We start from the raw sequence: 23,156 nt of genomic DNA, 5'->3' as shown, positions 1-23,156 counted from the left end.
TATGAGTGTCGCGCTCCGCGTGCTCGACGACGGCGCGTGGGTCTCGGTGAACGACGAGCGTCGCGTCAGCGTCAGCGAACTGTGGCGCGTCGGCGGCGACGCGTGCGCCTGCCCGGACGACCTCGCGGACTTCGTCGTCGAGGGGTTCACCGCCGTCGGCGCCCACGGCCGAACCGTGACTGCGGACATATCCGGCCAGTGCATCCGCTGTGGGCAGTCTACCGGGGTTTCGGGCCTACCCGTCGGTCGCGTCGTCGACGGGGCGTTCCAGCCGCTTGCGACGGAGTCAGTCCGGTTCCCGGGCGGCGGCCTCGGCGCGCCGGCCGCCTCGCAAGCGTTGCCGGTTTCCGGAAGCGTCGGGGAGGATTGACGGCGAGGCGCGCTTTAGGCAGGTGGGGCGACTGTGTTCGTCCACGAATGCCGACGGACGTCGAAAACTGGAAATCGGAGGTGTACGGCAACGAGATCAGAGAGCACCTGCTGGAGTTCGCCGAGGAGGGATGGGAGTCGATCCCGGAAGACGAACACGACGCCTGGTTCGAGCGCTTCAAGTGGTGGGGCCTGTACCACCAGCGGAACGGCCAGGAGAGCTACTTCATGATGCGGATCGGGACGCCCAACGGCGTGTTGACGCCGGGACAGACCGAGGTCGTCGCCGACATCGCCGACGAGTACGCTCGCGGTCCCGCCGAGAACCCCGAGTTCGGCGACGCGTACGTCGACTGGACCACCCGCCAGTCGATCCAACTGCACTGGATCCGGCTGGAGGACGTCCCCGACATCTTCGAGAAACTGGAGGCGAACGGCCTCTCCACCCAGCAGGCCTGCGGCGACTCGTGGCGAAACATCGTCGGCTGTCCCGTCGCCGGGAAGGACTCCGCGGAGTTCGTCGACGCGCTCCCCGTCGCGATGGACCTCAACGAGACATTCACGGGCAACGACGACCACGCGAACCTCCCGCGCAAGTGGAAGGTGAGCGTCACCGGCTGCGAGGAGGGCTGCGGACAGGGCGACATCAACGACCTCGCGCTCGAGCCAGCCGAGAAGGACGGCGTCAAGGGGTTCAACGTCCGCGTCGGCGGCGGTCTCTCTCGCAACGAACCGCGACTGGCCCGGAGCATCGACGTGTTCGTCCCGCCCGAGGACGCCGACGCGGTTGCCGGCGGCATCTCCGCGCTGTTCAACGACCACGGCGACCGCGAGGACCGCTACAACGCCCGGATGAAGTTCCTCACCGACGAGTGGGGCACCGAGAAGATCCGGCGCGTCCTCCAGGAGGACTACGTCGATTTCGAACTCCAGCACGCGGGCGAGGACCTCCGCGACGAATACTCGTACAACTCCGGGCGCAACGACGACGGCCACCACGACCACGTCGGCGTCCACGAACAGAACGACGGGAACTACTACGTCGGCCTGAACGTCCTCGTCGGCCGGATGGGCGCCGACGACACCCGCGAACTCGCCCGCGTCGCCGACGAGTACGGATCCGGCGAGGTTCGCGTCACCCAGCGCCAGAACGTCATCGTCACCGACGTGCCCGAGGCGGACCTCGACGACCTGCTCGCCGAGGACCTGCTCGACACCTACGAGCCGGATCCGCACCCGTTCATGCGCGGCTCCATCGCCTGCACGGGCACGGAGTTCTGCTCGCTGTCGATCGTCGAGACGAAGAACCGGCAGGTTCGGTACGCCCGCTGGCTCACGGACAACGTCGAGGTTCCCGACGGCGTCGAGGACTTCCACATTCACCTGTCGGGCTGTACGGCCTCCTGTGCGCAGCCGCAGATCGCCGACATCAGCCTGCGCGGGATGAAGACCCGCAAGGACGGCGAGGCGGTCGAGGCGCTCGACATCGGCCTCGGTGGCGGCCTCGGCGCGGAGCCGCGCTTCGCCGAGTGGGTCGAACAGCGCGTGCCCGCCGACGAGGTGCCCGGCGCCATCGCGAACCTCCTCGCGAACTTCGAGGAGCGTCGCCGGGGCGACGAGTCCTTCCGCGATTTCGTCGAGCGAACCGACGAGGAGACGCTCGCCGAGTTGGTCGAACCCGAGGAGACCGCCTACGAGGACCCGTACATGCACAACACGAAGCTGACGTGGTACCCGTACGCGGACGAGGACGACATGGACGCCTCGCCGGCGCCCGCGAGCGCCGACGGCACTCCTATCCCGTCGGACGACTGAGCGTCGGCCATGCCCGATCGGCTCATCCGCGTCAACGCCTACACGACCTTCGACCTGCTCGACGGCTTCGCCCGCGGGCACGACTTCGAGGAGGAGGCCGTCGCCGTGTTGAACGTGACTGCGCCTCGTGAGGACCCCGAGGCGGTGACGCTCGAACTCGAACTCGACAACACCGGGCTCGAAGCGCTCCCGCCCCACGCGGAGGGCGTCTCCCTCTCTGCGGCCGACGCCCGCGAACTCGCGGACGAACTGGAGAAGTACGCCGCTCGCGTCGAGGCCGCGCAGGGCGAGGACTGACCGAGAGCGCCTCCGGGGCGACCGCGACTGCCGCGTTCTCAGCCCCGAGAGCCGGAGACGAACGCTTTTGTGACCCCGATAGGGAGTCGCATCTATGTGGGTACGGGAGCGCGACGCCGTCGACTATCTGGGGATCGCAGCCGTGACGCTCCTCGGGTGGATTCACTTCCCGTACCGCTTTTTCGTGTACACGCAGCTCCACTACGCGGCCTGGTGGCTCCAGCGGTGGATCGACCAGTCGCCGACGCAGGTGATCGGCGTCGCCGTCGTGGTCGTCGCCCTCGCCGGCGGGATGCTACTGGCGGGGATCGTCCGGTCGGCGTCGGCGTAGCGGCAGCGGTGTGCGGGTTCTGCCAGATTGATATCCCGTCGGCGAGGAGCGGTTCACATGACCGACGACCCGGGTGTCACGGGCCTGCGCGCGACGCTTCGCTCGAACCCCGCCGGCCACTGGCTGTCGACGCCGTCGCCGCAGATCGCCGAACAGCTCGCGCTCACCGACGCCGACTTCGTCGTGATCGACACCGAGCACGCGCCGACCGACACGGAGTCCGTGGAAGCGTGCGTCCGCGCCGTCGACGCCGCGAACGCGCAAAGCGGCGTGAATCGGAGCGAAGGCGACGCGGGCGACACCGCGCCCGTGGTTCGCGTCGCGTGGAACGACCACGTCCGGATCAAGCGCGCGCTCGACACCGGCGCCGCCGGCGTGATGGCGCCGCAGGTGAACACCCCCGCGGAGGCGGAGGCGTTCGTCGCGGCCGCGCGGTACCCGCCGGAGGGCCACCGCGGCGTCGCGGGCGTGCGCGCCTCGGCGTACGGCCGAGACCTCGACGAGTACTACGAGCGGGCACACGACCGCGTCGGAACCATCGCCCAAATCGAGACCGAAGCGGCGGTCGCGAACGCAGGCGACATCGCCGCCGTCGACGGCCTCGACGCGCTGCTCGTCGGGCCGGCGGACCTCTCGGCCGACTTGGGCGTCTTCGGCGAGTACGACTCCGAGCCGTTCCTCACGGCCGTCGAGGAGGTGCTTGCGGCCAGCGAAGTGCCGGTCGGCACGCTCGCCACGTCGCCAGCCGAAATCGACCACTGGGCGTCGGTGGGGTACGACTACCAGATCGTCGGGGTCGACGCCGGCTACGTCGCCGCCGGCGCGACCGCTGCGCTGGAGCGGTACGCGGACGCCGAAGAGAACTGAGTCGGGCGGCCGATCAGACCGCGCGGCCGGGTTCGCTCGTGCCGACCAGGTACGTCCCGTAGGTGAGCAGCGCCGCCGCCGGGACCAGCGCCCAACTCGCGAGCGACCCGGACTGCGGGGCCAGACTCGGGAAGAACAGCAGGGTGCCGACGAGCATGAGAACCGCGCCGAGAACGACCGTTCGTTGCATGGGCGCCAATGGGATCTCGCCCGTACTAAGGGTTACTTTTCGGGCGTTCGCGGTCGCGGAGACGGGGTCCCCGCCCGCACCGCGAGCAGGCCGGCGGTCGCCCGAGCGCGAGTTCGGGCGGGAACACGGTCACTCCAGCGCCGGATCGCGCTCGCCGGCGGGGACCGCGACGTCGAGCCAGTTGTCGGTCGGCGGCAGCGGGCAGGCGAACGCGTCCGCGAACGCGCAGAAGGGCGTGTACGCGAGGTTGAAATCCAGCGTCACGCGATCGACCTCGCCGAGATCGCCGTCGGGGTGTAGGTCCATGTACCGGCCCCCGTCGTAGGTCTGCTGGCCGGTTGTCTTGTCGCGGAACGGGAGGAACAACGCGGCAGAACCCTCCGCGCGCAGCGCCACGAGCGACTCCTCGACCTCGCCGCCGCTTGCCGACGGAACGACGAACGACAGCGTCGCCACGCGGTGGAATCGCTCGGCCGTTCCGTTTCGAACCGTCAGTTCGACAGTCTCGGGGTCGTCGTGCACGTCGACGTCGGCCTCGACGCGGTAGGCCGGATCCGGCGCGAAGTAGTCGAGGCCGTCGAAGTCGTCGCGCAGCGCCGGATCGAGCGGGGACTGCGGGTCGTCCGCGAGGAATTCGTCCTTCTCGGCGCGCATCTCCCGCAGGCGGGCGAGCCACTCGTGGTCCGCGTCGTCACCGCCGTCGCCGGCACCGGCCGCGGATTCGGCGTCCGCCGCCGTCCGGGGCCCGTCGTGTGTCTCGTCAGTCATAGTTCACGGTAGCCGGCGACGCGGGTTCAATCCCGCGTTCGACGGGCGCGCGACTCGCGGCCCGCTCGGATTCGGGTCGAAAAGGGTGGTTCGCGTTCGGTGCGTTGATTCGCCGACGGGCTCGCGGACGTTACCGACGCGCGAGCAGCGCGGCGCCGACAAGCGCGACGAGGGCCGCGGCGATCCCGAAGCCGGGACCGCTCGTCTCGGTGGACTCGTCGGTCGCGGCGGTCGTCGCGGTCGCGTCGGACTCCGTCGCCGTCGCGGTGGCGGTCGCCGTCGCGGTCGCCGTCTCGGTCTGTTCGACGGTCACGTACGCGCTCTCGCCGATCGGCTGGCCGTTCTCGTTCGTGTACGGCGCGTCGGCGGAGGCGTTGAACGCCTCGTTTCCGTCGTCGGTTCGAACCTCCCCGACGACGACCTGGCTGCGCGAGAGCGCGGGCGAGACCTCGAGGGTCACGTCCTCGTGGGTACCGGCGTCGAGGTACTCGGAGGTACCGATGATGCCGCCGGAGACGTTGTACACGACGACGTAGCCGCCGTCGGGCAGCGTCGCCTCCGCGACGGTTACCGACGCCGCGCCGGTCTGGTCGTCGACGCTCACGTCGGCGGTGGCGTTGGCTGTCTGTGCGGTCGCGGTGCCGGCGGCGAGGCCGCCCGCGAGGGCGACGGCGCCGACCAGCACGGAGAGCAGTACGAGTGCGGGGAGCGTGGATCGTGCGTTCATCTGTAGCGGAACTCGCGGCGTTCGTGACGCCGGAGCTAGCTCGCGGTTCACGGCTCACACGAAAGAGTCCGTCGCTCCCGAACGCGAAAAGTTGGCATACGGCGTGGGGATCGCTGCCGTCAGACGTGGCTCGCGTCCCGGCAACTGACGGTCGGGTTCGCTCGAGGGCGATTGGCCGTGCTCGGGGGCGATCGGCCGCGCTCTGCGTCGACGGAACAACGGACTGCGAAAAACGCGAACGGAGCGGCCGGACGCGTCTAGAGGAAGTCTTCGATGTGGTCGGCGACCTCGTTGGGGGTGTCGCCGACGGGGACGCCCGCGTCGTTGAGCGCGCCGATCTTCGACTCGGCGGTACCGGTGCCCGAACCAGAGACGATGGCGCCGGCGTGGCCCATCCGCTTGCCCGGCGGGGCGGTGCGACCGGCGATGAAGCCGGCGACGGGTGTGTCCATGTTCTGGGCGATGTAGCGGGCGGCCTGCTCCTCGTCCTCGCCGCCGATCTCGCCGCACATGACGACGGCCTTCGTGTCCTGATCGGCCTCGAAGGCCTCGAGGGCGTCGACGAAGGAGGTCCCGATAATCGGGTCGCCGCCGATGCCGATGGCGGTCGTCTGGCCGATGCCGCGCTCGGTCAGGTTCGAGACGACCTGATACGTCAGGGTGCCCGAGCGCGAGACGAGCCCCACGTCGCCCGACTCGAAGATGTTGCCCGGCAGGATGCCCAGCTTCGCCTCGCCGGGGGTGATGATGCCGGGACAGTTGGGGCCCAGCAGGCGGGTGTCGACCTCCGAGAGGCGCTTGTTCACCTTCGCCATGTCCTGGGTCGGAATGCCCTCCGTGATGGCGACCACGAGGTCGAGGTCGGTGTCGAGCGCCTCGAAGACGGCGTCGCCGGCGAACGACGGCGGGACGAAGACGACGGAGGCGTCGGCGTCTTCGGCGTCGACTGCCTCGTCGACGGTGTCGTAGACGGGGACGCCGGCGACCTCCTGGCCGCCCTTGCCGGGCACCGCGCCCGCGACGACGTTCGTGCCGTACTCCAGCATCTGTTCGGTGTGGAACTTGCCTTCCCCGCCCGTGATGCCCTGCACCACGACCCGGGTGTCGTCGTCGACGAAAATGCTCATTGGGTCACCTCCTCAGCGTTCTTCACAGCACGTTGGACCGCGTCCTCAAGGGTGCCCTCGACCTGCACGAGGTCTTCGTTGAGGATCTCCATCCCCTCAGCGGCGTTCGTCCCCGCAAGGCGGACGACGACCGGTTTGGGGATCTCGTCGAACTGCGCCAGCGCCTCGTTGATCCCCTTGGCGACCTCGTCGCCACGGGTGATCCCGCCGAAGATGTTGAACACGACGCTGTCGACGTTCTCGTCGGCGAACACCATGTCCAGCGCGTGCGTGACGCGCTCGGCCTTGGCGCCGCCGCCGATGTCGAGGAAGTTGGCGGGCGAGCCGCCGTAGTAGTCGACGAGGTCGAGCGTCGTCATCACGAGCCCGGCGCCGTTGCCGATGATGCCGACGTTGCCCGACAGGCGGACGTAATCGAAGCCGTACTCGTTGGCCTTCGCCTCCAGCTCGTCGCCGGCGGCCTCGTCCTCCATCTCGGCCAGTTCGGGCTGACGGAACAGCGCGTCCTCGTCGATGTTCATGACCGCGTCCGCGGCGACGACCTCGCGGTTCGAGGTGATCATGACGGGGTTGATCTCGATCTCGGAGGCGTCCTTCGACTCGTAGAGGTCGTACAGCGTCCCCAGAATGGACGCCACGTCCATCGCCACGTCCTTCGGGATGCCCGCCTCGAAGACGACCTTCCGGGCCTGGTACGGGTGCAGGCCGAACGCGGGGTCGATGTGCTCGCGGGCGATCTTCTCGGGCGTGTCGTGGGCGACCGACTCGATGTCGACGCCGCCCTCGGTGGAGACCATCGCGACGGGCTCGCCCTCGCCGCGGTCCATGGTGATGCCGACGTACAGCTCGTTCTCGAAGTCGACGCCGGCCTCGACGAGGACCTTCTCGACGGTGTACCCCTTGAGGTCCATCCCGAGGATGGACTCGGCGGCCTCGCGCGCCTCCTCGGCGCTCGTGGCTATCTCGATGCCGCCGGCCTTGCCACGCCCGCCGACGTGGACCTGCGCCTTGATCGCCGCCGGGTACCCGATCTCGTCGACCGCGTCCATGACCTCCTCGACGGTGGACGCGAGCCGCGAGTCCGGAGTCGGGATTCCGGCGTCGGCGAAGACCTGCTTCGCCTGATATTCGTGTAGCTTCATGCGTGTGGATAGCAGCCACTGGGGAGGTTAAATCCCGCCGATTCCGCTCGCGTTCGCATCGGCCCGAGTCGCGGCGACCCCCGAGGGCGGCGACCGCCGGCTCACTCGGCGGTCGCCTGGCCGGCCGCAGCGAGGACCAACCCGACGGCCGCCGCGAGGCCCGACCACTGGACCAGCGGACTGAGCACGAACTCGTTGCAGCCGTCGGTGTACCGCACCGTCGGCGGGATCCCTTCGATCCCGACCAGCGCGTACTCCAGCAGGCGCCGCGGCCCCGGACAGAACACCTCGGTTCCGCCCCACGCGACCCCGAACGTCACCGCAGAGAGGACACACACGAACAGCCCGGCCGCGAACGCCGTCGCGCCGAGGTGCCGGAGTGACATACTCGACGGCTACCGGGGCGGACGGTTTCACTCCACCGGTCGCCGGCGGCAGCGATCGCCACCGCGGCGGTCCGCGCTGCCTGCCGTCGCGAGGGGCGCGGTTCCGACGCCGCCCGGAGTTAAGTCACCTCGGCGGGAGGTGACGCCCATGCGCGCAGTCCGCTTCCACGAACACGGTGACGAATCGGTGCTCCAGGTGGACGAAGTCGACCGGCCCGACCCGGCCCCCGACGAGGTGCTCGTCGAGGTCGCCGCCGCGGGCGTCAACCCGGTGGACACGTACTTCCGCGAGGGCTCCTACGAACCGTACGGCCTGCCGGCGATCCCCGGCGTCGATGCCGCCGGAACGGCCGCCGAGATCGGCGAGGCCGTCGAGGGGATCGCCGAGGGTGATAGGGTGTTCGCGACCGGCCTCTCGGGGGCGATGCCCGGCGGCTACGCCGAGTACGTCGCGGTGCCGGACGACCGGATCGCCGTGCTCCCCAACGACGCCGACCTCGTCGCCGCCGGCGGCGCGGGCGTCGCCGCCGTCACCGCGTGGCGGGCGCTCGTCCAGCACGCGAACCTGCGTCCGGCCGAGACGGTCCTGATCCACGGCGGTTCCGGCGGCGTCGGCCACGCCGCCGTGCAGGTCGCCGCCGCGACGGGCGCGCACACGATCGCGACGGCCGCCGAGGGGTACCACGACGAGGTCGCGGCGCTGGGCGCCGACGCGGTGCTCGACTACACCCGTGAGGACCTCGCGGCGGCCGTGACCGAGGCCGCCGACGGCGACGGCGTCGACGTGATCCTCGACCACCGACTCGACGAGTACCTCGGGTTCGACGCCGAGGTCGCCGCGCAGGGCTGTCGCGTGGTCGGCATCGGCGAAAACGACCCCGAGATCGGGTTTCCGGTCTCGGCGGCGGCCCGCGGGAAGGACCTGAACCTCCAGCTCATGTCGATGTTCAACACGCCGAGCCTCGCGGACGCGCTCGACGATCTCGCCTCCCTATGGGGCGAGGACATCACGATCGAGGTGGCCCACAGCTACGACTTGGAGGGCGCCGCCGAGGCTCAGCGGGCGGTGATGACCGACAGCTTCCTCGGGAAGTTGGTCATCGAGCCGTAACCCTCGCGCGATCACGGGTGCCGACGCGTCCCGGTTCTCGGGTGCGGGGCCCGACCTCAGCGGGCGCGTTCTGACTCTCGCGTTCGTGACTCCCCGTTTCGCGGGCGACCCGGGTCGTCAACGACGCGGTCGAGCCGCCGTTCGAACTCGTCGTGGTCGAGTTCTCCGGCAGCGTATCGACGCTTCAGCACGTCGACTGGCGTCGCGTCCCGGTCACGGTCCGAGTCGGCGACGCGGTCGCGTCCGCCCGCGTCGGGGTAGTCTGCCGCGCTCTCGACGTTGCCGATGAGCGAGAGGTACACCGGCCACAGAACAACGAGACCGACCGCCGTCGTCGCAAGCAGCAGCGCGAACGCGATCGCCGTTCCGACCAGCCCGACGATCCCGGAACCAGCGGTGACGGCGGCAAACAGCAACAGCGGCCACACGAGGCCCGCACACCCGGCGAACAGGACACGCCCGAGCGTGCCGTCCGGCGTGTAGTGTTCGAGGAGTCGATGCAGCGATCCGAGGGTGGAGGTGTCGTCCGCGGGAGACACGTGCTATCGAGGCGGCAGGCTCAGCAACGGTCTTGCGCTCGGCCGGTCGTCGTTCGCGGGTCGATATCGCGGCGGCGGCCCGCTCAGTTCTTCTTCGCCCGAACCTCCTTGCCACGCCGGACCATGTCCTCGCAGTGGGGGCACGCGCGGGGCCGGGTGATCTCCTCCGGCTCGAACACCTTCACGTATCGCTCGGTCACGAACGATTCGCAGTTCTGGCAGGTGGGCATACAACCCCGGCGGGGCACCTCGAATAAACGAATTACGGTCGACGGGCTCCGGGTCAGACGGTGGCACGTTCCGGTCATCCGCGCGCTCGTCGCCCCCGAACGCCCGTTATCGCCGCAACCGAACCGTCGTCTCGTCCTCGTTGTCCGCCACCTCGACGAGGCCGTCGTCCGCGAGGTCGCCCACCAACCCGCGAAGCCAGTCCTCGCTTCCCTCGCCGTCGCCGTCCGGGCTGTAGTCGACGCGGATCCGCGGGCCGAGTTCGCCGAGCGTCAGTTCGTCGTGGTTGCCCAGCGCGCGTACGACCTTCCCCCGGAACTGCCGCCTGCTCCCCTCGAAGCTCGGCTGCTCGGGCACGTCCGGCGCGGTGAAGTCGCCCGTCTCGTAGGCGCGACACCAGCGGCGCCACGGGCAGCCCGCCTCGTCGCAGCGAGGGGACTGCCCGCAGGCGACCCCGCCCAGTTCCATGATCGCGTTGTTCCAGATTCGGGACTCTCCGGCCGGCATGATCTCCCTCGCTGTTCCCTCGAACGCCGCGTCGTCGTCGGGAACGCCGAAGGCGCGGTGGAGCACCCGCTTCACGTTCGTGTCGACGACCGCGTCGCCGTTGTTGAACGCGAACGACGCGACCGCGTTGGCGGTGTAGGGCCCGACGCCCATCAGCTCCTGGAGCTCGTCGGGGTCGGTCGGGAACTCCCCGTCGTACTCGTCGCGGACCTGTGTGGCCGCCTCGTGGAGGTACTTCGCGCGATTGTTGTAGCCCAGCGAGTGGCTCGACCAGAAGGAGACCACCTCGCCGCGCTCGGCGGCCGCCAGATTCGTCACGGCGGGCCAGCGGTCGAGGAAGTCGGCGTACGCCTCTTCGACCCGCGAGAGCTGCGTCTGCTGGCTCATCACCTCCGAGACGAGGATCCGGTAGGGGTCGTCGGTCCGCCGCCACGGGAAATCGCGGTGGTCGGCCTCGTACCACTCGATCAACGCCTCCCGCACCGCGTCGCGGTCGTCGGGGAGGTGTGTGCTCATTACCGGGTCGGGGGTCGCTGGGCGAAAAGCGCTGACGGTCCCGGGTCGCCGATCGTGGTGGGCCAGCCGCCGCCCGGCGACCCCGAAGGGTCACCCCGAAACGGCTTTGTGGTGTTCCGTGCGTCAGTCCGATGATGCGACAGGACCTGGTCCTCGCCTCGCTGCTCGCGGGCATGGGTGTCGCTGTCCTCCCGGGGGTATTGGCGTTCTATCTCGCTGCCGGACCGGTAGTATGGCTCGCGACCGGCGCGGCCGTCACGGCTATCGGGCTGCTGTTCGCCTATACCGCCGATGACCGTCCAGACGACTCCAGCGCCGACGGCGCCGCAGGAGCGTCGACTCCCCCGAAACTGAACTGCCCCGAGTGCGGCGCCCGCGCCGTCGCAGACGGATCGGGCTGTGAGTACTGCGGCGCGACGCTCCCCGAGTGATCCGTCGGTCGCCCGGAACTCGAGTTGCCCGACCCGGGCGGGTCGAACCGGAGCGTAACGGGTTTCCGCCGGCCGCGACACCGAACCACCGTGAGCCTCGACGACCTCGACGACGCGATCACCGCGGAGTACGGCAACCTCGACGACGAGATCGGGGTCGAACTGGACCGCGAGACGAAACACGAACTGTCGCTGCTCGCGGCGGCGCTCGGAACCGACCGCGACGAGCTCGTTCGGCGGGGGATCCACGCGCTGTTCCGGCGGACGCTCGACACCGGCGACCTCGATTTCCACCTCCGGCAGGCGTTCGACGTGACGTACGACGAGTACCTCTCGGGGATGACGTACGACGAGATGACCGGGGGTGCCGGCGGCGGGGCCGGCGGCTACCCCGAGCGGAGCGACGAGCGGCGGTACCAGCAGTAAGTCCGTCCGTCTCCAGCACGCGGGAACGTGGGGAAGGGCCTTGGTCGAGGCGGACGACCCGGCGGTATGGGACTCGACGTCGACACCCCCGACCCGCCGAGCCTGCGCGGCCCGCAGGGACGGGGCGAGTACGACGCGGTCGACTCCGACGAGGACGGCCCCGGGGACGACCACCGTCGCGAGACGATCCGAACGGCCCTCCACGACGGCGCGTGGCGGGACGCCTTCGATGAGTGGGCCGACAGCACCTACCTGTCGGTCGAGGAGTTCGAGACGGTCGACCGGCTCGAATTGTTCGAGGAGTTCGACTTCCACTGGGACCCCGCCAGCGACGAGGTCGGGTACCGCGCCCCGACGGTCCCCGAGGCGGACCGGGAGCGGTTCCCCGACCGCGGCGCCGACGGCGTCGACGAAGAGCTCGACGACCTCGGTCGGGCGGTCTCGGAGATGCTCGAGAACGACTATCTCCGCCGCGACGAGGAGGACGCCGAGTCCGACTTTTTCCCCGAGGAGGAGGAACGCGAGAGCGAGGCCGAGGCCAGGGAGTCCGGCGACGACCCGGCTGCGTAATCCCCCTCGCCGGGCGTGTTAGACCGCGTCGACGGCGGCCTCGATCAGCAGGGACGCGCCCATCTCGATCTCCCGCTCGGTCACGTCCAGCGGCGGGAGGAACCGGATCACGTCCGACCCGCACGCGAGCGTGAGCAGGCCGCGGCGCAGCGCCGCCTCCTGCACGGCGTCGCGCAGGTCCGGGGACTCGAACTCGACGGCGAGCATCAGCCCCTTCCCGCGCACGTCGGTCACGCCGTCGAGGGCGGCGTCGCGGACGATCTCTTTGAACTGCTCGCCGCGGACGACCGCGTTATCGAGCAGGTCGTACTCGTCGATGGCGCGCAGGGTGAACACGCCCTGGGCCGCGGCGACGATGTCGCCCGCCCCCCACGTCGAGGAGAGGCGCGCGCGCTCCTCCGGGAAGGTGTCCTCGTTGGCGATGGTGGCGCCGACGCGCATCCCCTTCGCGCCGGTGATCACGTCCGGCTCGATCGGGTAGTGGTCCGAGCCCCACAGCTCGCCGGTGCGGCCCATCCCCGACTGGATCTCGTCGGCGATCAGCGGGATGTCGTGCGTCTCGGCGAGGTCGGCGACCTCCGACATGAACGACTCCGAGGGGAAGCGGTAGCCGCCCTCGCCCTGGATCGGCTCCATGACGATGTAGGAGGTCTCCTCGGGGTTGACGTGACCCGTCTTCGGGTCGAGCTTCTCCCGCAGCAACGACGTGTCGCCGTCGTCGACGAAGAAGCCGCACGAGCACGTCTCCGGCGAGCAGCCGCGGTCGTCGCAGTAGGGCACGTCGTGGACGCCGGGCACCTCGGGGAACCGTTTGCGGTACACCGACTTCGAGCGGTTGAGCGAGAGGGCTCCCAGGGTCCGGCCGTGGAACGCGCCGTCGAAGGTGACGCCGTACTTCCCGCCGCCGGAGGCGTCGTAGCAGATCTTGATCGCGTTCTCGACGGCCTCGGCGCCGGAGTTGGAGAGGAAGACGGTGTCGAGGCCGTAGTGGTCCGTGCGATCGACGAGCTCGTGCATCAGGTCGGCGGGACCGGGGAGCGCCGACTCCCCGGGGTCGGCGCCGTCGGAGACGTAGAAGTCCTGCCCGGCGATCTTCGTCGGGTCGATCATGTCGAACTCGGCCATCCGGTCCGTGATCTTCGGGTTGTTGTAGCCGAGCGGCGCGGCGGCGACGTGGGAGGTGAAATCCAGCAGGACGTTGCCGTCGACGTCGGTGCAGAACGGTCCCTCCGCGTCCTCGGTGATGTCCCACACGAAGTCGTACACGTACGTCGTCGTCGCGGCGACCTCCCGGTGGTAGGCGGCCCACTCGCGGGCGCGGGCGCCCGGCATCTCGGTGACGCTCACCTCGGCCGTGTCTCGGTCCATGCCTATGGATGCGGACGGTCGATGATAAAACAGTGGTCTGCTCGATGTTGGTCCGAATATCTCGGCGAAAGTCGATCAGAAATTCAACCGAGTACGCCGAGCCGCCATCGGACTCGCCGGAATCGGTCGCGGCGGCTCCCGGGTGCGGCGGCCTCGGTCACAGCGGCGCCGTGAGCTCCCGCCCGTGTGCGGGTCGGTCGTTCCGTTCGTCGGCAGTCGCCCCCTCGTCGCTCACGCCATCGTCGCCGCGAGCGCGACGACCCCGGCTCCGGCGACGATCGCGAGGCTGTAGGCGGCCACGCGGCGGACGAACGCCCGGGGGCCCGCGAACGCCAGCGCCGCCTTCACCGCGACGCTGGAGACCGTCGCGAGCAGGACGGCGACGGTGGCGGCGTGGGCGCTGACGGCGCCGCCGCGGTACAACAACACAGCCGAGGTCGTCGCGCCGGCCGAGGAGACCAGCCCCGAGACGACCGCCGACGCGTACAGGCCGGCGGTGCCGAACCGAGCCTGCGCGAGACTGCTGACCGCGAGGATGACGAGGAACGCCGCGCCGAACGCCAGCGCGTTGCGCAGCGAGAACGGCGAGTCAAGTTCCAGTTCGACCCGCGTGCGCCAGTCGGCCGTCGCCGCTGCCACCCCGACGGCGCCGAGCGCGAGCGCGCCCAGCGGGGCGGCGACGCCGACGAGGACGGGGGCGTCGCCGGCGACGGTGAACGCGACGGCGATCGCGAGGTTGCGCAGCGCCATCGCGGCGTCGGCCAACAGCACCCCGGCGACGGCGTACGACACCGACTCCGCCCGGTCGGTCGCGTGATCGAGCATGGTCCCGACGACGGCCGTCGAGGACGCGAGCCCGCCGAGGAAGCCGGTGACGGCGATGCCGCGGCCGCCGTACGTCCGCACCAGCGCGTAGTTCACGATGCCGATCCCCGCGACGGTGACGACCATGAGCCACGCGACGCGCGGCTCCAACGGGACGCCGAACACGACCCGTTGTCCCGCCGGCAACACCGGGTAGACGACGAACGCGAGGACGGCGAACTCGGTCATCGAGCGCAGCTCAGCCCGTGAGAGGTCGCCCGCGAACGAGTGGAGCTCCCGCTTCAGCACCAACAGCGCCGCCGACACCACCGCGACGGTCACGCCCTCGACGACGGCGCCGACGACGACGAGCGCCCCGACGCCGTACGCCGCCAGCAGCGAGACCGATGTGGTGAGCGACAGCGAGCCGTCTGCGCCGGACCGAAGTCCGCTGACCGCCAGCAACACCCCCTGCACGATGACGAGCACCCCGCCGACCGCCAGCAGCGCGCCGCCCACGTCGGTCTCGACCGCGAGGTGCGTGAACACGGCGGCGACGAGGCTCGTCAGCGAGAACGTCCGGATCCCGGCGGACTTCTCGGACCACTCGCGCTCCAACCCGAGGAACAACCCCAACGCCGCCGCCAGCGCGAGTCGCGCGACCGGCAACGACAGCGGGTCGCCAACGATCCCTTCGGCACCCGTCGCAGTCATGGGCTCAATATTACTCTATAGCGATATATATTGCTTCGGGCGGACTCACCCCGGCGGCGACCCGCCGCGACACGTTTTTGTCGGCGCACGGAGGGGACAGGGTATGGCGCTCTCCGATGTCGACTGGTCGCGAACGGCGTGGTGGGGCATCGGCGCGGTGTTGGGGGCAGCGCTGGTGTACGTCGTCTACTCGTTCGTCGGGACGTTCGTGTTCGGGGTGTTCATCTACTACGCGACCCGCCCCCTCTACAACCGGGTCCGCAAGCGGATCCCGCAGTCGAGCGTCGCTGCCGCGGTCGCAATCTTCGCGATGACGCTCCCGGCGCTGCTGCTTGCGGGGTACGCCCTACTCATCGTCGCCAATCAGATCCGCGAGCTCGACATCGCCGGAAACGGCTACCTCGACCAGCTTCCGTTCACTGAGGAGACGCTCGACATGTTGACCGATCCGTCGCAGATCGCGGCGGTCGACTGGCAGCGGTACGTCACGATCGACACGGTCAGTGGGACCCTGAATTCGCTGGCGCAGGCGGCGGACACCGTCGCGTTTCTCGGCACCGGCGCGATCCACCTCTTCGTCATGCTGGCGGTCGCGTTCTACCTGCTGCGCGACGGCGGTCGGCTCGGTCGCTACCTCGTTCGCTTCACCGACCAGGGAGGGATCGTCGACGCGTACGGACTCGCGGTCGACCGCGACCTGAAGTCGATCTTCTTCGGGAACATCCTCAACGCGATCGTCACCGGCACGATCGCCGTGATCGTTTACTCGGTGCTCAACGTGTTCGCGCCCGACGGCGGCGCCATCCCGGCGGCCGGACTGGTCGGGCTGCTCGCGGGCGTTGCGAGTTTGATCCCCATCGTCGGGATGAAGCTGGTGTACTTCCCGGTCACAGGGTTCATGGCGGTCCGTGCGGTTGTGAACGACGTCTCCGGCGGGCTGGCGTTCGTCTTGGTGTTCGCGCTCGCCTCGTTAATCATCGTCGACACGATCCCCGACCTCGTGTTGCGCCCGTACGTCTCTGGGCGCTCGCTACACGTCGGGGCGGTGATGCTCGCGTACACGCTCGGACCGCTGCTGTTCGGCTGGTACGGCATCTTCCTCATGCCGGTCCTCCTCGTGTTAATCGTGCACTTCGTTCGGATCGTCTTCCCGGAACTACTCGCCGGGGAGCCGCTCCGGCCGTACGCGGTTGACCCCACATACCTCACGGACGAGGAGCCCCGTGCTGTGTCGTCTGATCCGGGTTCGGCCCCGGCCGCTGTCGAAGACGGTAGCGGGCCCCATGGAGCCGAGAAACCGGGCGAGCCGACACCCGAGGACTCGTCTGACGATGCGTGATCCAGCCGTTGGCGATCAGCGGGCGTCGATCACCTCGGGCCTGACGGGACCGGCCTCGGCTCACTCCAGGTCGACGTAGCGCCCCTCCCACTCGCGGCGGGCCTCGATCTCCCGGCGGCCGCGACGCGTGAGCGTGTAGAAGTTGGTTCGCTTGTCGCGTTGGCCCTTCTCGACGAGGCCCTTCTCGACGAGCGTGTCGAGGTTGGGGTACAGGCGACCGTGGTGGATCTCCTTCTCGTAGTAGTCCTCCAACTCCTCTTTGATCGCCAGCCCGTGCGGCTCTTCTTGCCCGGCGATCACGTACATGAGATCGCGCTGAAACCCCGTTAGATCGTACATCGGTAATGTCGGGAAAACTGTTACTGCTCGATTGAAATAAACGTACCGGCGGAGAGAATCGCTTCGTTCGCACGTGAGGCGCACACTTGTGGACCTGTGGACCAGACGGTAGTAGTGTAGATAAACGGATGCTTTCCCGATCATATCACGGATGTGAACCCACCGTTCAGTCGGTCGCGTTCGTGCGCCGACCGTGGGTCGTCTCGGCGATGTGAACCGCCCGGTGGGGCGGACGACCCGGCCGACTGGTTTTTTGCTGCGCCCGACGACTGGTGTACCATGCCCGAAGAAGTGCTGTTCAAATCCGAAACTCGTCAGGACCGCTCCGAGATCGCCGCTCACCTCCGTGAAGTCGCCACGAAGCTCGAATCCGACGGCGAGCTCACGCTCGCAGGCGGCGGCGACTCGGTGGCGATGACCGTCCCAGCGACCGCGACGTTCGAGGTGAAAGCCGAGCGCGAGACCGGGTCGGGACCCGACGAACTGAGCGTCGAGTTCGAGATCGAGTGGGCAGACGGCGACGACGAGGCCGCCGCTGACTCCGGGTTCAGCGTCGAGTGAGCCGCTCGGGGAGCCACGCTCCGCTGCCTTCGTTGTTGGCTCGGTGAACCTACCGTGGCGGCCGCTCGCGACGTAGCTTTGCGGGCGTTGAGAACGAACGGGGGCGCGCCGCGGAAACCCCCGCGGCGCGCCGCCCGGATCGGTCCCCGCTGACGCTTCGGCCCTCCAGACGAAGCGTCACCGATCGCTACCTTCGGTATCGCGATAAAACTACCGGGCGGGTCGAACGCTCACATGTGCTCTTCTTCGAGTGCCCACCCGAGCGCGCGTTTATAATGCGTGAACAGCTGTCTGACCCCCTCGTGGCGCATCTCCTCGGAGTCCAACTGCTCGGCGAGATACTCGTACTGCTCTCTGATCTCCGCCTCGTCGCGCATGGTCGACCGTACGGTCACCAGCGACTTGAACGCGGGGGCGACACAGAGGGCTGCGTCTCCGGGGATCGACGGCTCGACGGGAGGACTCCGCGGAACGAACGGAGTCGTGAACAGAACGGAACTGGGAGCCAACGGAGCCCCCGATAAAACGGAATTACGGAACGCGAAGCGACCGACGGAACGGGGAGATTCGGTCGATTAGGCGCCGAGGCCAGCCGGCGTGGCCAGCGAGGCGCTCTCGTCGCCCGAGGCGGTCTGGCTGTCGACGAACTCGTCGTAGGTGCCCTGCTCGACGACGATTACCGTGAAGTACATGTTGGAGTGCGCGACGCCGCAGTACTCGGTACAGTAGCCCTGGTAGGTCCCGGTCTCCTGTGCGACGGTCTTGAGCGTGTTCGTCTGGCCGGGGACGGCGTCCTGCTTCAGCCCGAGCGCGGGCACGCTGAAGCCGTGGATCACGTCGTCAGAGGCGGTGGTGAAGTACAGGTCCTGGCCCTCTGGAACGACTATCACCGGTCCCTCGACCCCGTCGGCTTGCGGTACGATCGACGTGTCGACGTCGCTCGCGGTCAACTCGCTGATGTTCGAGGTCTGGTAGTTCATCCGCCAGTTCCACTGGTAGGCGACGGCCTCGACGTGCACGTCGCCGTCTGCGGCGTCGATCTCCTCGGGGCCGCCCGTGTAGGTCACGTCGGGGTTCGCCAGCACGCCGTACGAGGCGACGCCGACGAACAGGAGGATAACCGCCGTCGCGACCGTCCACGTGATCTCGAGGCGCCGGTTCTCCCGCGTCGGGGCCGGTTCGTCGCTGTCCTTGAACTTCAGGACGGTGTAGATGAGAATGATCTCGACGAGCAGCGTGATCGGAACCGCGACGTACAACAGATCGGTGTTCAAGCCGTTGATCAGCTCGGCCGTCGTCGATGCCTGTGCCGCGACCGGCGTCGCGAACAGCATCAACCCGGCGAGCCCGACCAGCAGGCTCCCCAGTCGCGTACGCGTCATTACACTCGCGGTTGGCGCAGGCCACGTAAATACCTACTGTTGTCGCTCGAAACACCGGATGGCGGCGACTCGCTCGAGAGAGGGCGATCGGGCGCTGCAGTTCCGCGCCCCCCCCCGTTGAGCCGGGCCCTCGGTGACCCGCTGAACCTGGAAAGCGCGGGGTTGATATGTGGCGGGTCGCAAGGTCTGACAGTGATATCGAAGCGGTTCCCGGCCCTGCTCGCGGCCAGCGCGATGGGCGTGTATCTGCTGCTCGTGGTGGGGGCGACCACGGCAGTCACGGACGCCGCAACGGCGTGCACAGCGTGGCCGGCCTGCGGGAACGGGTTCGGGCTTCCGACCGAGCCGGCCGGCTGGGTCGCGCTCGGACACCGGGCCGTGGCGGTCGCCGTCGGGGTGCTCGTGCTCGCGACTGGCGTCGCGGCCTGGCGCGCACGCCCGAGTCGCCGGGTCGCGGCTCCCCTTGTCGGCGCGTTCCTCCTGTACCCGGCTCAATCGCTGCTGGGCGCGTACGTCGCGACCGGCGGTCGCCAGACGCTCGCGGTCGTCGCCGGTGTGCCGGTTGCGCTGTCGGCGGTCCACCTCGCGGGCGGACTGGCGGTGTTCTTCGGCTTGCTCGCGGCGCTCGCGTGGGAACTGGAAGACCGGACGGGCGACCCGGACGACGACCCCGCGGTCGCCCCCGGCGGTCCCGAGCCGGCAGCCGAGCCGCTCACCTCCGAGGACCGCCCGCCGGTCCCCTCCTGGCGCGCGGACCCGGTTCGGCGGGCGCGGCTGACGGCGGCGGCGTACTTCCGGCTGATGAAGCCGCGGCTGATGTGGCTGCTGTGTCTCGTCGCCAGCGCGGCGATGGCACTGGCCGGCGGCCCCGGGCTCTCGGTGCCGGTCGTCGCGGCGACCCTCGCCGGGGGCGCCCTCTCCATCGGCGCTTCGGGCACGTTCAATCACGTGTTCGAACGCGACATCGATCGCCGGATGCAACGCACGAGCGACCGGCCGCTCGCGGTCGACCTGGTTTCGGTTCGCAACGCTGTTGCGTTCGGCCTGCTTCTCACCGTGATCTCGGTGGGACTGTTCGCGTGGGTGAACCCCCTCGCGGCCGTCCTCGGGTTCGTCGCGATCGTGTTCTACTCGGTCGTGTACACCCTCGTGCTGAAGCCGAACACGGTCCAGAACACGGTCATCGGTGGCGCCGCGGGAGCGCTCCCCGCGCTCATCGGGTGGGCCGCCGTCACCGGCGAGATCGGCGTCGGCGGGATCGCGCTGGCGGCGCTCATCTTCCTCTGGACGCCGGCGCACTTCTACAACCTCGCGCTCGCGTACAAGGACGACTACGAGCGCGGCGGCTTCCCGATGATGCCCGTCGTCCGGGGGGAGACGGCGACGCGGCGTCACATCGTCTGGTACTTCGGCGCGACGCTCGCGGTCGCGGCCGCCATGGTCGGCCTCGGCCGCCTCGACTGGCTGTACGCCCTCGCCGGCGTCGCCGTCGGCGCCGTGTTCCTCTGGGCGATCGTGCGCCTCCACTACGAACGCGACGAGGCAGCGGCGTTCCGGGCGTTCCACGCATCCAACGCCTACCTCGGGGTCGTCCTGCTCGCCGTCGTCGTCGACGCGCTCGCGCTGTAACCCCCTGCAAGGTCCCTCCCCATCATGAGCACGGGCACGTTTCCACTGGCCGGCGTCGACCTGTCTGTCTCCCGTCGCGACCTGCTCGTCGCGGCGCTGGCGGTCAACGTCGAACTCGCGGCCGTCGTCGCGTACTTCCTGTTCACGAACGCCAGCGTCTCCTCCCCGCTGTTCACGCTGTACGGGCTGATCTGGGTGAACCTCGCGCTCGTCGTGGGCGCGCGCTATCGACCACCGGCCGGAGATGCGAAGACGCGCCGTCGCGCGATCGTCGTCGCCGTCGGCTACGCGCTGCTGCTCGCCGTCTTCGGCGGCGTCGTCGGCGTCGCGCCGCCGCGGACGACGCCGGGCGTGGAGTTGGCGTTGCTCCCGCCTGGGTGGGGACCGGCGCTCATCGTCAACGTCGGCGTCGCCGCCGCGGTGCTCATGCCCGCGAAGGTGCTCGGCTACGGCGCGCTGGCGTACCTCCTGTACGGTGCGGTCGTCGATGCCGGCGGCTCGGGCGTCGCGGGCGTGCTCGGCCTGTTCTCGTGTCTGTCGTGCTCGCTTCCGATCCTGGCGGGCGTGGCCGCATCGCTCGTCGGCGGCGGTGCGTTCGTCGCCGCGGCGATCGCCGGGATCGGTTACGGGCCGTCGACGCTCGTGTTCGTCGTCACGGTCGCGCTGTTGTGGTGGCGTCCGGGCGTCGATCTGCTCCGGTGAGCGACGGCCCCGGAGAACAACTCTTTCCAGTTACGTTGTCCGGATATGAAATCATTAGTGGTTATACACTTGGAGTCGTGTAAGAGAATATGGCGCGTCTCACGCTCCCGCGGTCGCCGCTCCAACACAGGAAACGCGCGGTCGTCAAGACGCTCTGTTACCGTGCACTGATGGTCGTGATCACGGTGCTCGTCGCCTGGGCCGTCGTCGGCGACGTGAACGACGCGGTGAACATCGGGCTCGTTGCGAACGTGGTGAAGACGGCGACGTACTACAGTTACGAGCGGTTATGGGACCGGATCACGTGGGGAGTCAGTGACTCGGCCTGAGGAACCCGGTCGACTCAGCTTCACTTGGGATCACTGCGAGGGGCACTGCAGAGTCGGTCCCCGAGCTGGAAGCGTCGCCGTCCGGCGCGACCGGCGACCGTCGCCATCAGCGGCCTCGATAGCGAATCGGGCGTCGGACTTAGGCCGTCGGAGTCCGTAGCCGGGGTCGCATGACCGACGTCGAGATCGAGTACTGCGTCCCCTGCGGGATGCTGGAGCGCGCACAGACCGTCCAGACTGCGATCCTCGAGGAGTTCGGTATGGAGGTCGACTCGGTGTCGCTCGTCACCGGCGACGCCGGGATCTTCGAGGTCCGTGCGGACGGCGATGTCGTCTTCGACAAGGAGTCCGACGAGTTCGACGTGGACGCCATCGTCGAGTCCGTGGGCGACCGCGTGGGCGCGACGGCCTGAGAAGCGGCTGCAACCGACCTCAGCGGGTCAGCCCGTGCTTTGACGCCGTGCGGCGGGATCACTCCTTCGCGAGTCGCGCGAACAGATGGGTCCATGCGCCGCCGTCGTCGTCGTCCGCAACAGTATCGTCGAGCACGCGCTCGGCTGTCACCCGGAAGCCGGCCTCGCGAAGCTGACCGCGGGTCCGGTCGATGCCGGGGAACGACCACGCCATCAGCTCGCCCGAGCCGAGCCAATCCTCGTTCGCGCCCGACCAGCCGTCTTCGCCCGTGGCCGCCGTGAGGTAGAGTCGACCGCCCGGGCGGAGCACGCGGGCGAACTCTTGGAAGACCGCCGGGTGCTCGGACACCGGGACGTGGATCACCGAGTGGAGTGCGGTGACGGCGTCGACGGCGTCCGCCGCGACCGGGAGCCGCGTCAGGTCGCCCCGGACCAGCGCCGCGTCGGCCCGCTGGCGGGCGAGGCCGAGCATCGAGGTCGAGAGGTCGACCCCGACGGCGTCGACGCCGGCCGGAACGCGGTTCAACACCGGCGTCCCCTGCCCGCAGCCGGCGTCGAGGAGGCGGTCGCCGTCGTCCAACGGGTCGAGAAACGACGCCACGAGCGGCGCCTCCGGCGCGTCGCGCTCGCGCGAGTACGCCGCCGCCATGCCGTCGTAGCCGTCGCGGACCGCCGCGCGCTGGACGTGCGGGGGCGGATCCGGGGAGGGGTCGTCGGTCACGTCGATCGCATGAGGGAGCGGGCTCAAGAGGCTTTCCCGCCCTCGGCGCGCGGTGGCACGGCTTCGACGGCGCGGACCTCCACCGTGACCGTCGACCGACCGTTCCCTGCGCACGGCCCGCTCGCAGTATTGAAATCGATTATTTCGGCGACGGAATTATGTCCGGTGGTTCCACAACCGACCCGGTATGTCGGGGGGACCGATCGAGCCGTGGGTCGACCGTGCGGCGCGGACGGCCCCCGTTCGCGACGCGCTCGCGGGCGAACTCGGCGGCTTCCTCGCGCTCGGCGCGACGCTCTCGCCCACGGGGGTGCTCCGGACGTGTCACGAGTGGCTCGTCGGAACGGGGATCGACCCGACGGCTGCGGCGGCCGTCGTCGTCGCCGCCGCGGTCGTCCGCTGGGCTGTCGGCGTCTCGCTGTTCGCGACGCGTGCTGTCGAGTGGTAACCGGACGTAGCGGATCGCCGCTGGCGAGGCCGCCTTCGGCACCCTTACTTCCGCGACGCC

General features: G+C 69.4%; 31 protein-coding genes. 16 read left to right on the top strand and 15 right to left on the bottom strand.

The genetic code is table 11. The features are described from left to right. Window position 1 precedes the first annotated feature (1 nt). From P0Y41_RS06090 to P0Y41_RS06070, 5 genes are all read left to right on the top strand, one after another. Window positions 2–370 (top strand): DUF8134 family protein, encoded by a 369-nt coding sequence (locus tag P0Y41_RS06090; RefSeq protein ID WP_284063072.1) that lies wholly within the window; start codon window positions 2–4, stop codon window positions 368–370. A gap of 47 nt (window positions 371–417) precedes the next feature. Continuing rightward, a complete protein-coding gene (locus tag P0Y41_RS06085) occupies window positions 418–2,184 on the top strand; it encodes a nitrite/sulfite reductase (RefSeq protein WP_284063071.1) in 1,767 nt (588 codons plus the stop codon). Between the two features lie 9 nt (window positions 2,185–2,193). Further along, window positions 2,194–2,481 carry a DUF6360 family protein gene (locus P0Y41_RS06080; RefSeq protein ID WP_284063070.1) on the top strand — a complete coding sequence of 96 codons (288 nt, stop codon included), beginning with the start codon at window positions 2,194–2,196 and terminating at the stop codon, window positions 2,479–2,481. 94 nt (window positions 2,482–2,575) lie between these two features. Further along, on the top strand, window positions 2,576–2,812 hold the full coding sequence (locus P0Y41_RS06075) for a hypothetical protein (RefSeq protein WP_284063069.1): 237 nt from the start codon (window positions 2,576–2,578) through the stop codon (window positions 2,810–2,812). A 57-nt stretch (window positions 2,813–2,869) separates the two neighbouring features. Further along, on the top strand, window positions 2,870–3,679 hold the full coding sequence (locus tag P0Y41_RS06070; RefSeq protein ID WP_284063068.1) for an HpcH/HpaI aldolase family protein: 810 nt from the start codon (window positions 2,870–2,872) through the stop codon (window positions 3,677–3,679). Window positions 3,680–3,692: 13 nt separating this feature from the next. Here the strand turns inward: P0Y41_RS06070 and P0Y41_RS06065 are convergent, their stop codons facing one another. The 6 genes from P0Y41_RS06065 to P0Y41_RS06040 form a co-directional block, all read right to left on the bottom strand. Continuing rightward, window positions 3,693–3,869, bottom strand: a complete 177-nt coding sequence (locus P0Y41_RS06065; protein WP_284063067.1) for a DUF8178 family membrane protein — start codon at window positions 3,867–3,869, stop codon at window positions 3,693–3,695. 129 nt (window positions 3,870–3,998) lie between these two features. After that, window positions 3,999–4,523 (bottom strand): DUF1684 domain-containing protein, encoded by a 525-nt coding sequence (locus P0Y41_RS06060; protein ID WP_284063356.1) that lies wholly within the window; start codon window positions 4,521–4,523, stop codon window positions 3,999–4,001. Between the two features lie 244 nt (window positions 4,524–4,767). Then, the gene (locus tag P0Y41_RS06055) at window positions 4,768–5,364 is read right to left on the bottom strand and encodes a DUF7282 domain-containing protein (RefSeq protein WP_284063066.1); all 597 of its coding nucleotides are present in this window, start codon (window positions 5,362–5,364) and stop codon (window positions 4,768–4,770) included. 257 nt (window positions 5,365–5,621) lie between these two features. Continuing rightward, window positions 5,622–6,491 carry a succinate--CoA ligase subunit alpha gene (gene sucD / locus P0Y41_RS06050; protein ID WP_284063065.1) on the bottom strand — a complete coding sequence of 290 codons (870 nt, stop codon included), beginning with the start codon at window positions 6,489–6,491 and terminating at the stop codon, window positions 5,622–5,624. Beyond that, the gene (gene sucC, locus P0Y41_RS06045; protein ID WP_284063064.1) at window positions 6,488–7,633 is read right to left on the bottom strand and encodes an ADP-forming succinate--CoA ligase subunit beta; all 1,146 of its coding nucleotides are present in this window, start codon (window positions 7,631–7,633) and stop codon (window positions 6,488–6,490) included. The genes sucD and sucC overlap by 4 nt, the downstream gene beginning before the upstream one ends. A 101-nt stretch (window positions 7,634–7,734) precedes the next feature. Then, window positions 7,735–8,019 (bottom strand): hypothetical protein, encoded by a 285-nt coding sequence (locus P0Y41_RS06040; RefSeq protein ID WP_284063063.1) that lies wholly within the window; start codon window positions 8,017–8,019, stop codon window positions 7,735–7,737. Window positions 8,020–8,167: 148 nt separating this feature from the next. Here P0Y41_RS06040 and P0Y41_RS06035 point away from each other — a divergent pair, with 148 nt between their 5' ends. Further along, entirely contained in the window at window positions 8,168–9,130 is a 963-nt protein-coding gene (locus P0Y41_RS06035) for an NADPH:quinone reductase (protein ID WP_284063062.1), read from the top strand. A gap of 56 nt (window positions 9,131–9,186) precedes the next feature. Here P0Y41_RS06035 and P0Y41_RS06030 read toward each other — a convergent pair whose 3' ends face one another. The 3 genes from P0Y41_RS06030 to P0Y41_RS06020 all read right to left on the bottom strand — a co-directional run bounded on the left by P0Y41_RS06030 (window position 9,187) and on the right by P0Y41_RS06020 (window position 10,920). Further along, window positions 9,187–9,669 carry an SHOCT domain-containing protein gene (locus P0Y41_RS06030; RefSeq protein ID WP_284063061.1) on the bottom strand — a complete coding sequence of 161 codons (483 nt, stop codon included), beginning with the start codon at window positions 9,667–9,669 and terminating at the stop codon, window positions 9,187–9,189. 83 nt (window positions 9,670–9,752) lie between these two features. Further along, window positions 9,753–9,899 (bottom strand): DUF7563 family protein, encoded by a 147-nt coding sequence (locus tag P0Y41_RS06025; RefSeq protein ID WP_284063060.1) that lies wholly within the window; start codon window positions 9,897–9,899, stop codon window positions 9,753–9,755. 106 nt (window positions 9,900–10,005) lie between these two features. Continuing rightward, complete coding sequence (locus P0Y41_RS06020) at window positions 10,006–10,920, bottom strand: HhH-GPD family protein (RefSeq protein WP_284063059.1); 915 nt, start codon at window positions 10,918–10,920, stop codon at window positions 10,006–10,008. Window positions 10,921–11,054: 134 nt separating this feature from the next. Here P0Y41_RS06020 and P0Y41_RS06015 point away from each other — a divergent pair, with 134 nt between their 5' ends. The 3 genes from P0Y41_RS06015 (at window position 11,055) to P0Y41_RS06005 (ending at window position 12,347) form a co-directional block, all read left to right on the top strand. Continuing rightward, window positions 11,055–11,351, top strand: coding sequence for a hypothetical protein (locus P0Y41_RS06015; protein ID WP_284063058.1), 297 nt, complete (start codon window positions 11,055–11,057; stop codon window positions 11,349–11,351). A gap of 90 nt (window positions 11,352–11,441) precedes the next feature. Then, the gene (locus P0Y41_RS06010) at window positions 11,442–11,777 is read left to right on the top strand and encodes a ribbon-helix-helix protein (protein WP_284063057.1); all 336 of its coding nucleotides are present in this window, start codon (window positions 11,442–11,444) and stop codon (window positions 11,775–11,777) included. Between the two features lie 66 nt (window positions 11,778–11,843). Continuing rightward, a complete protein-coding gene (locus P0Y41_RS06005) occupies window positions 11,844–12,347 on the top strand; it encodes a DUF7992 family protein (RefSeq protein ID WP_284063056.1) in 504 nt (167 codons plus the stop codon). An 18-nt stretch (window positions 12,348–12,365) separates the two neighbouring features. On the opposite strand, the gene P0Y41_RS06000 is transcribed toward P0Y41_RS06005, so the two are convergent. Both P0Y41_RS06000 and P0Y41_RS05995 read right to left on the bottom strand, forming a co-directional pair. Then, on the bottom strand, window positions 12,366–13,715 hold the full coding sequence (locus tag P0Y41_RS06000) for an aminotransferase class III-fold pyridoxal phosphate-dependent enzyme (protein WP_284063055.1): 1,350 nt from the start codon (window positions 13,713–13,715) through the stop codon (window positions 12,366–12,368). A gap of 231 nt (window positions 13,716–13,946) precedes the next feature. Continuing rightward, window positions 13,947–15,233 carry an MgtC/SapB family protein gene (locus tag P0Y41_RS05995; protein ID WP_284063054.1) on the bottom strand — a complete coding sequence of 429 codons (1,287 nt, stop codon included), beginning with the start codon at window positions 15,231–15,233 and terminating at the stop codon, window positions 13,947–13,949. 103 nt (window positions 15,234–15,336) lie between these two features. Between P0Y41_RS05995 and P0Y41_RS05990 the strand changes: the two genes are divergently transcribed. Beyond that, window positions 15,337–16,572, top strand: coding sequence for an AI-2E family transporter (locus P0Y41_RS05990; protein WP_284063053.1), 1,236 nt, complete (start codon window positions 15,337–15,339; stop codon window positions 16,570–16,572). A gap of 60 nt (window positions 16,573–16,632) precedes the next feature. On the opposite strand, the gene P0Y41_RS05985 is transcribed toward P0Y41_RS05990, so the two are convergent. Beyond that, window positions 16,633–16,911 carry a PadR family transcriptional regulator gene (locus P0Y41_RS05985; RefSeq protein WP_284063052.1) on the bottom strand — a complete coding sequence of 93 codons (279 nt, stop codon included), beginning with the start codon at window positions 16,909–16,911 and terminating at the stop codon, window positions 16,633–16,635. Between the two features lie 279 nt (window positions 16,912–17,190). Between P0Y41_RS05985 and P0Y41_RS05980 the strand changes: the two genes are divergently transcribed. Then, window positions 17,191–17,472 (top strand): amphi-Trp domain-containing protein, encoded by a 282-nt coding sequence (locus P0Y41_RS05980; protein ID WP_284063051.1) that lies wholly within the window; start codon window positions 17,191–17,193, stop codon window positions 17,470–17,472. A gap of 230 nt (window positions 17,473–17,702) precedes the next feature. Here P0Y41_RS05980 and P0Y41_RS05975 read toward each other — a convergent pair whose 3' ends face one another. Both P0Y41_RS05975 and coxB read right to left on the bottom strand, forming a co-directional pair. Next, window positions 17,703–17,849 (bottom strand): DUF8555 family protein, encoded by a 147-nt coding sequence (locus P0Y41_RS05975; protein WP_201289586.1) that lies wholly within the window; start codon window positions 17,847–17,849, stop codon window positions 17,703–17,705. 198 nt (window positions 17,850–18,047) lie between these two features. Further along, window positions 18,048–18,854 (bottom strand): cytochrome c oxidase subunit II, encoded by an 807-nt coding sequence (gene coxB / locus P0Y41_RS05970; RefSeq protein ID WP_284063050.1) that lies wholly within the window; start codon window positions 18,852–18,854, stop codon window positions 18,048–18,050. A 234-nt stretch (window positions 18,855–19,088) separates the two neighbouring features. Here coxB and cyoE point away from each other — a divergent pair, with 234 nt between their 5' ends. The 4 genes from cyoE (at window position 19,089) to P0Y41_RS05950 (ending at window position 21,927) form a co-directional block, all read left to right on the top strand. Continuing rightward, window positions 19,089–20,483, top strand: coding sequence for a heme o synthase (gene cyoE, locus P0Y41_RS05965; protein WP_284063355.1), 1,395 nt, complete (start codon window positions 19,089–19,091; stop codon window positions 20,481–20,483). A 24-nt stretch (window positions 20,484–20,507) separates the two neighbouring features. After that, window positions 20,508–21,185 carry a DUF7546 family protein gene (locus P0Y41_RS05960; protein ID WP_284063049.1) on the top strand — a complete coding sequence of 226 codons (678 nt, stop codon included), beginning with the start codon at window positions 20,508–20,510 and terminating at the stop codon, window positions 21,183–21,185. 89 nt (window positions 21,186–21,274) lie between these two features. Beyond that, a complete protein-coding gene (locus tag P0Y41_RS05955) occupies window positions 21,275–21,514 on the top strand; it encodes a DUF2061 domain-containing protein (RefSeq protein WP_284063048.1) in 240 nt (79 codons plus the stop codon). 170 nt (window positions 21,515–21,684) lie between these two features. Next, entirely contained in the window at window positions 21,685–21,927 is a 243-nt protein-coding gene (locus tag P0Y41_RS05950; protein WP_284063047.1) for an Rdx family protein, read from the top strand. Between the two features lie 58 nt (window positions 21,928–21,985). Here P0Y41_RS05950 and P0Y41_RS05945 read toward each other — a convergent pair whose 3' ends face one another. Then, window positions 21,986–22,648 (bottom strand): class I SAM-dependent methyltransferase, encoded by a 663-nt coding sequence (locus P0Y41_RS05945; protein WP_284063046.1) that lies wholly within the window; start codon window positions 22,646–22,648, stop codon window positions 21,986–21,988. Window positions 22,649–22,835: 187 nt separating this feature from the next. Here P0Y41_RS05945 and P0Y41_RS05940 point away from each other — a divergent pair, with 187 nt between their 5' ends. Continuing rightward, on the top strand, window positions 22,836–23,096 hold the full coding sequence (locus tag P0Y41_RS05940; protein ID WP_284063045.1) for a hypothetical protein: 261 nt from the start codon (window positions 22,836–22,838) through the stop codon (window positions 23,094–23,096). Window positions 23,097–23,156 lie beyond the last annotated feature (60 nt).

It is taken from the genome of Halobaculum halobium (assembly GCF_030127145.1).
Lineage (GTDB): Archaea > Halobacteriota > Halobacteria > Halobacteriales > Haloferacaceae > Halobaculum > Halobaculum halobium.
Note: the sequence above shows the minus strand (reverse complement) of the source record. Positions and strands in the feature narration are given on the sequence as shown.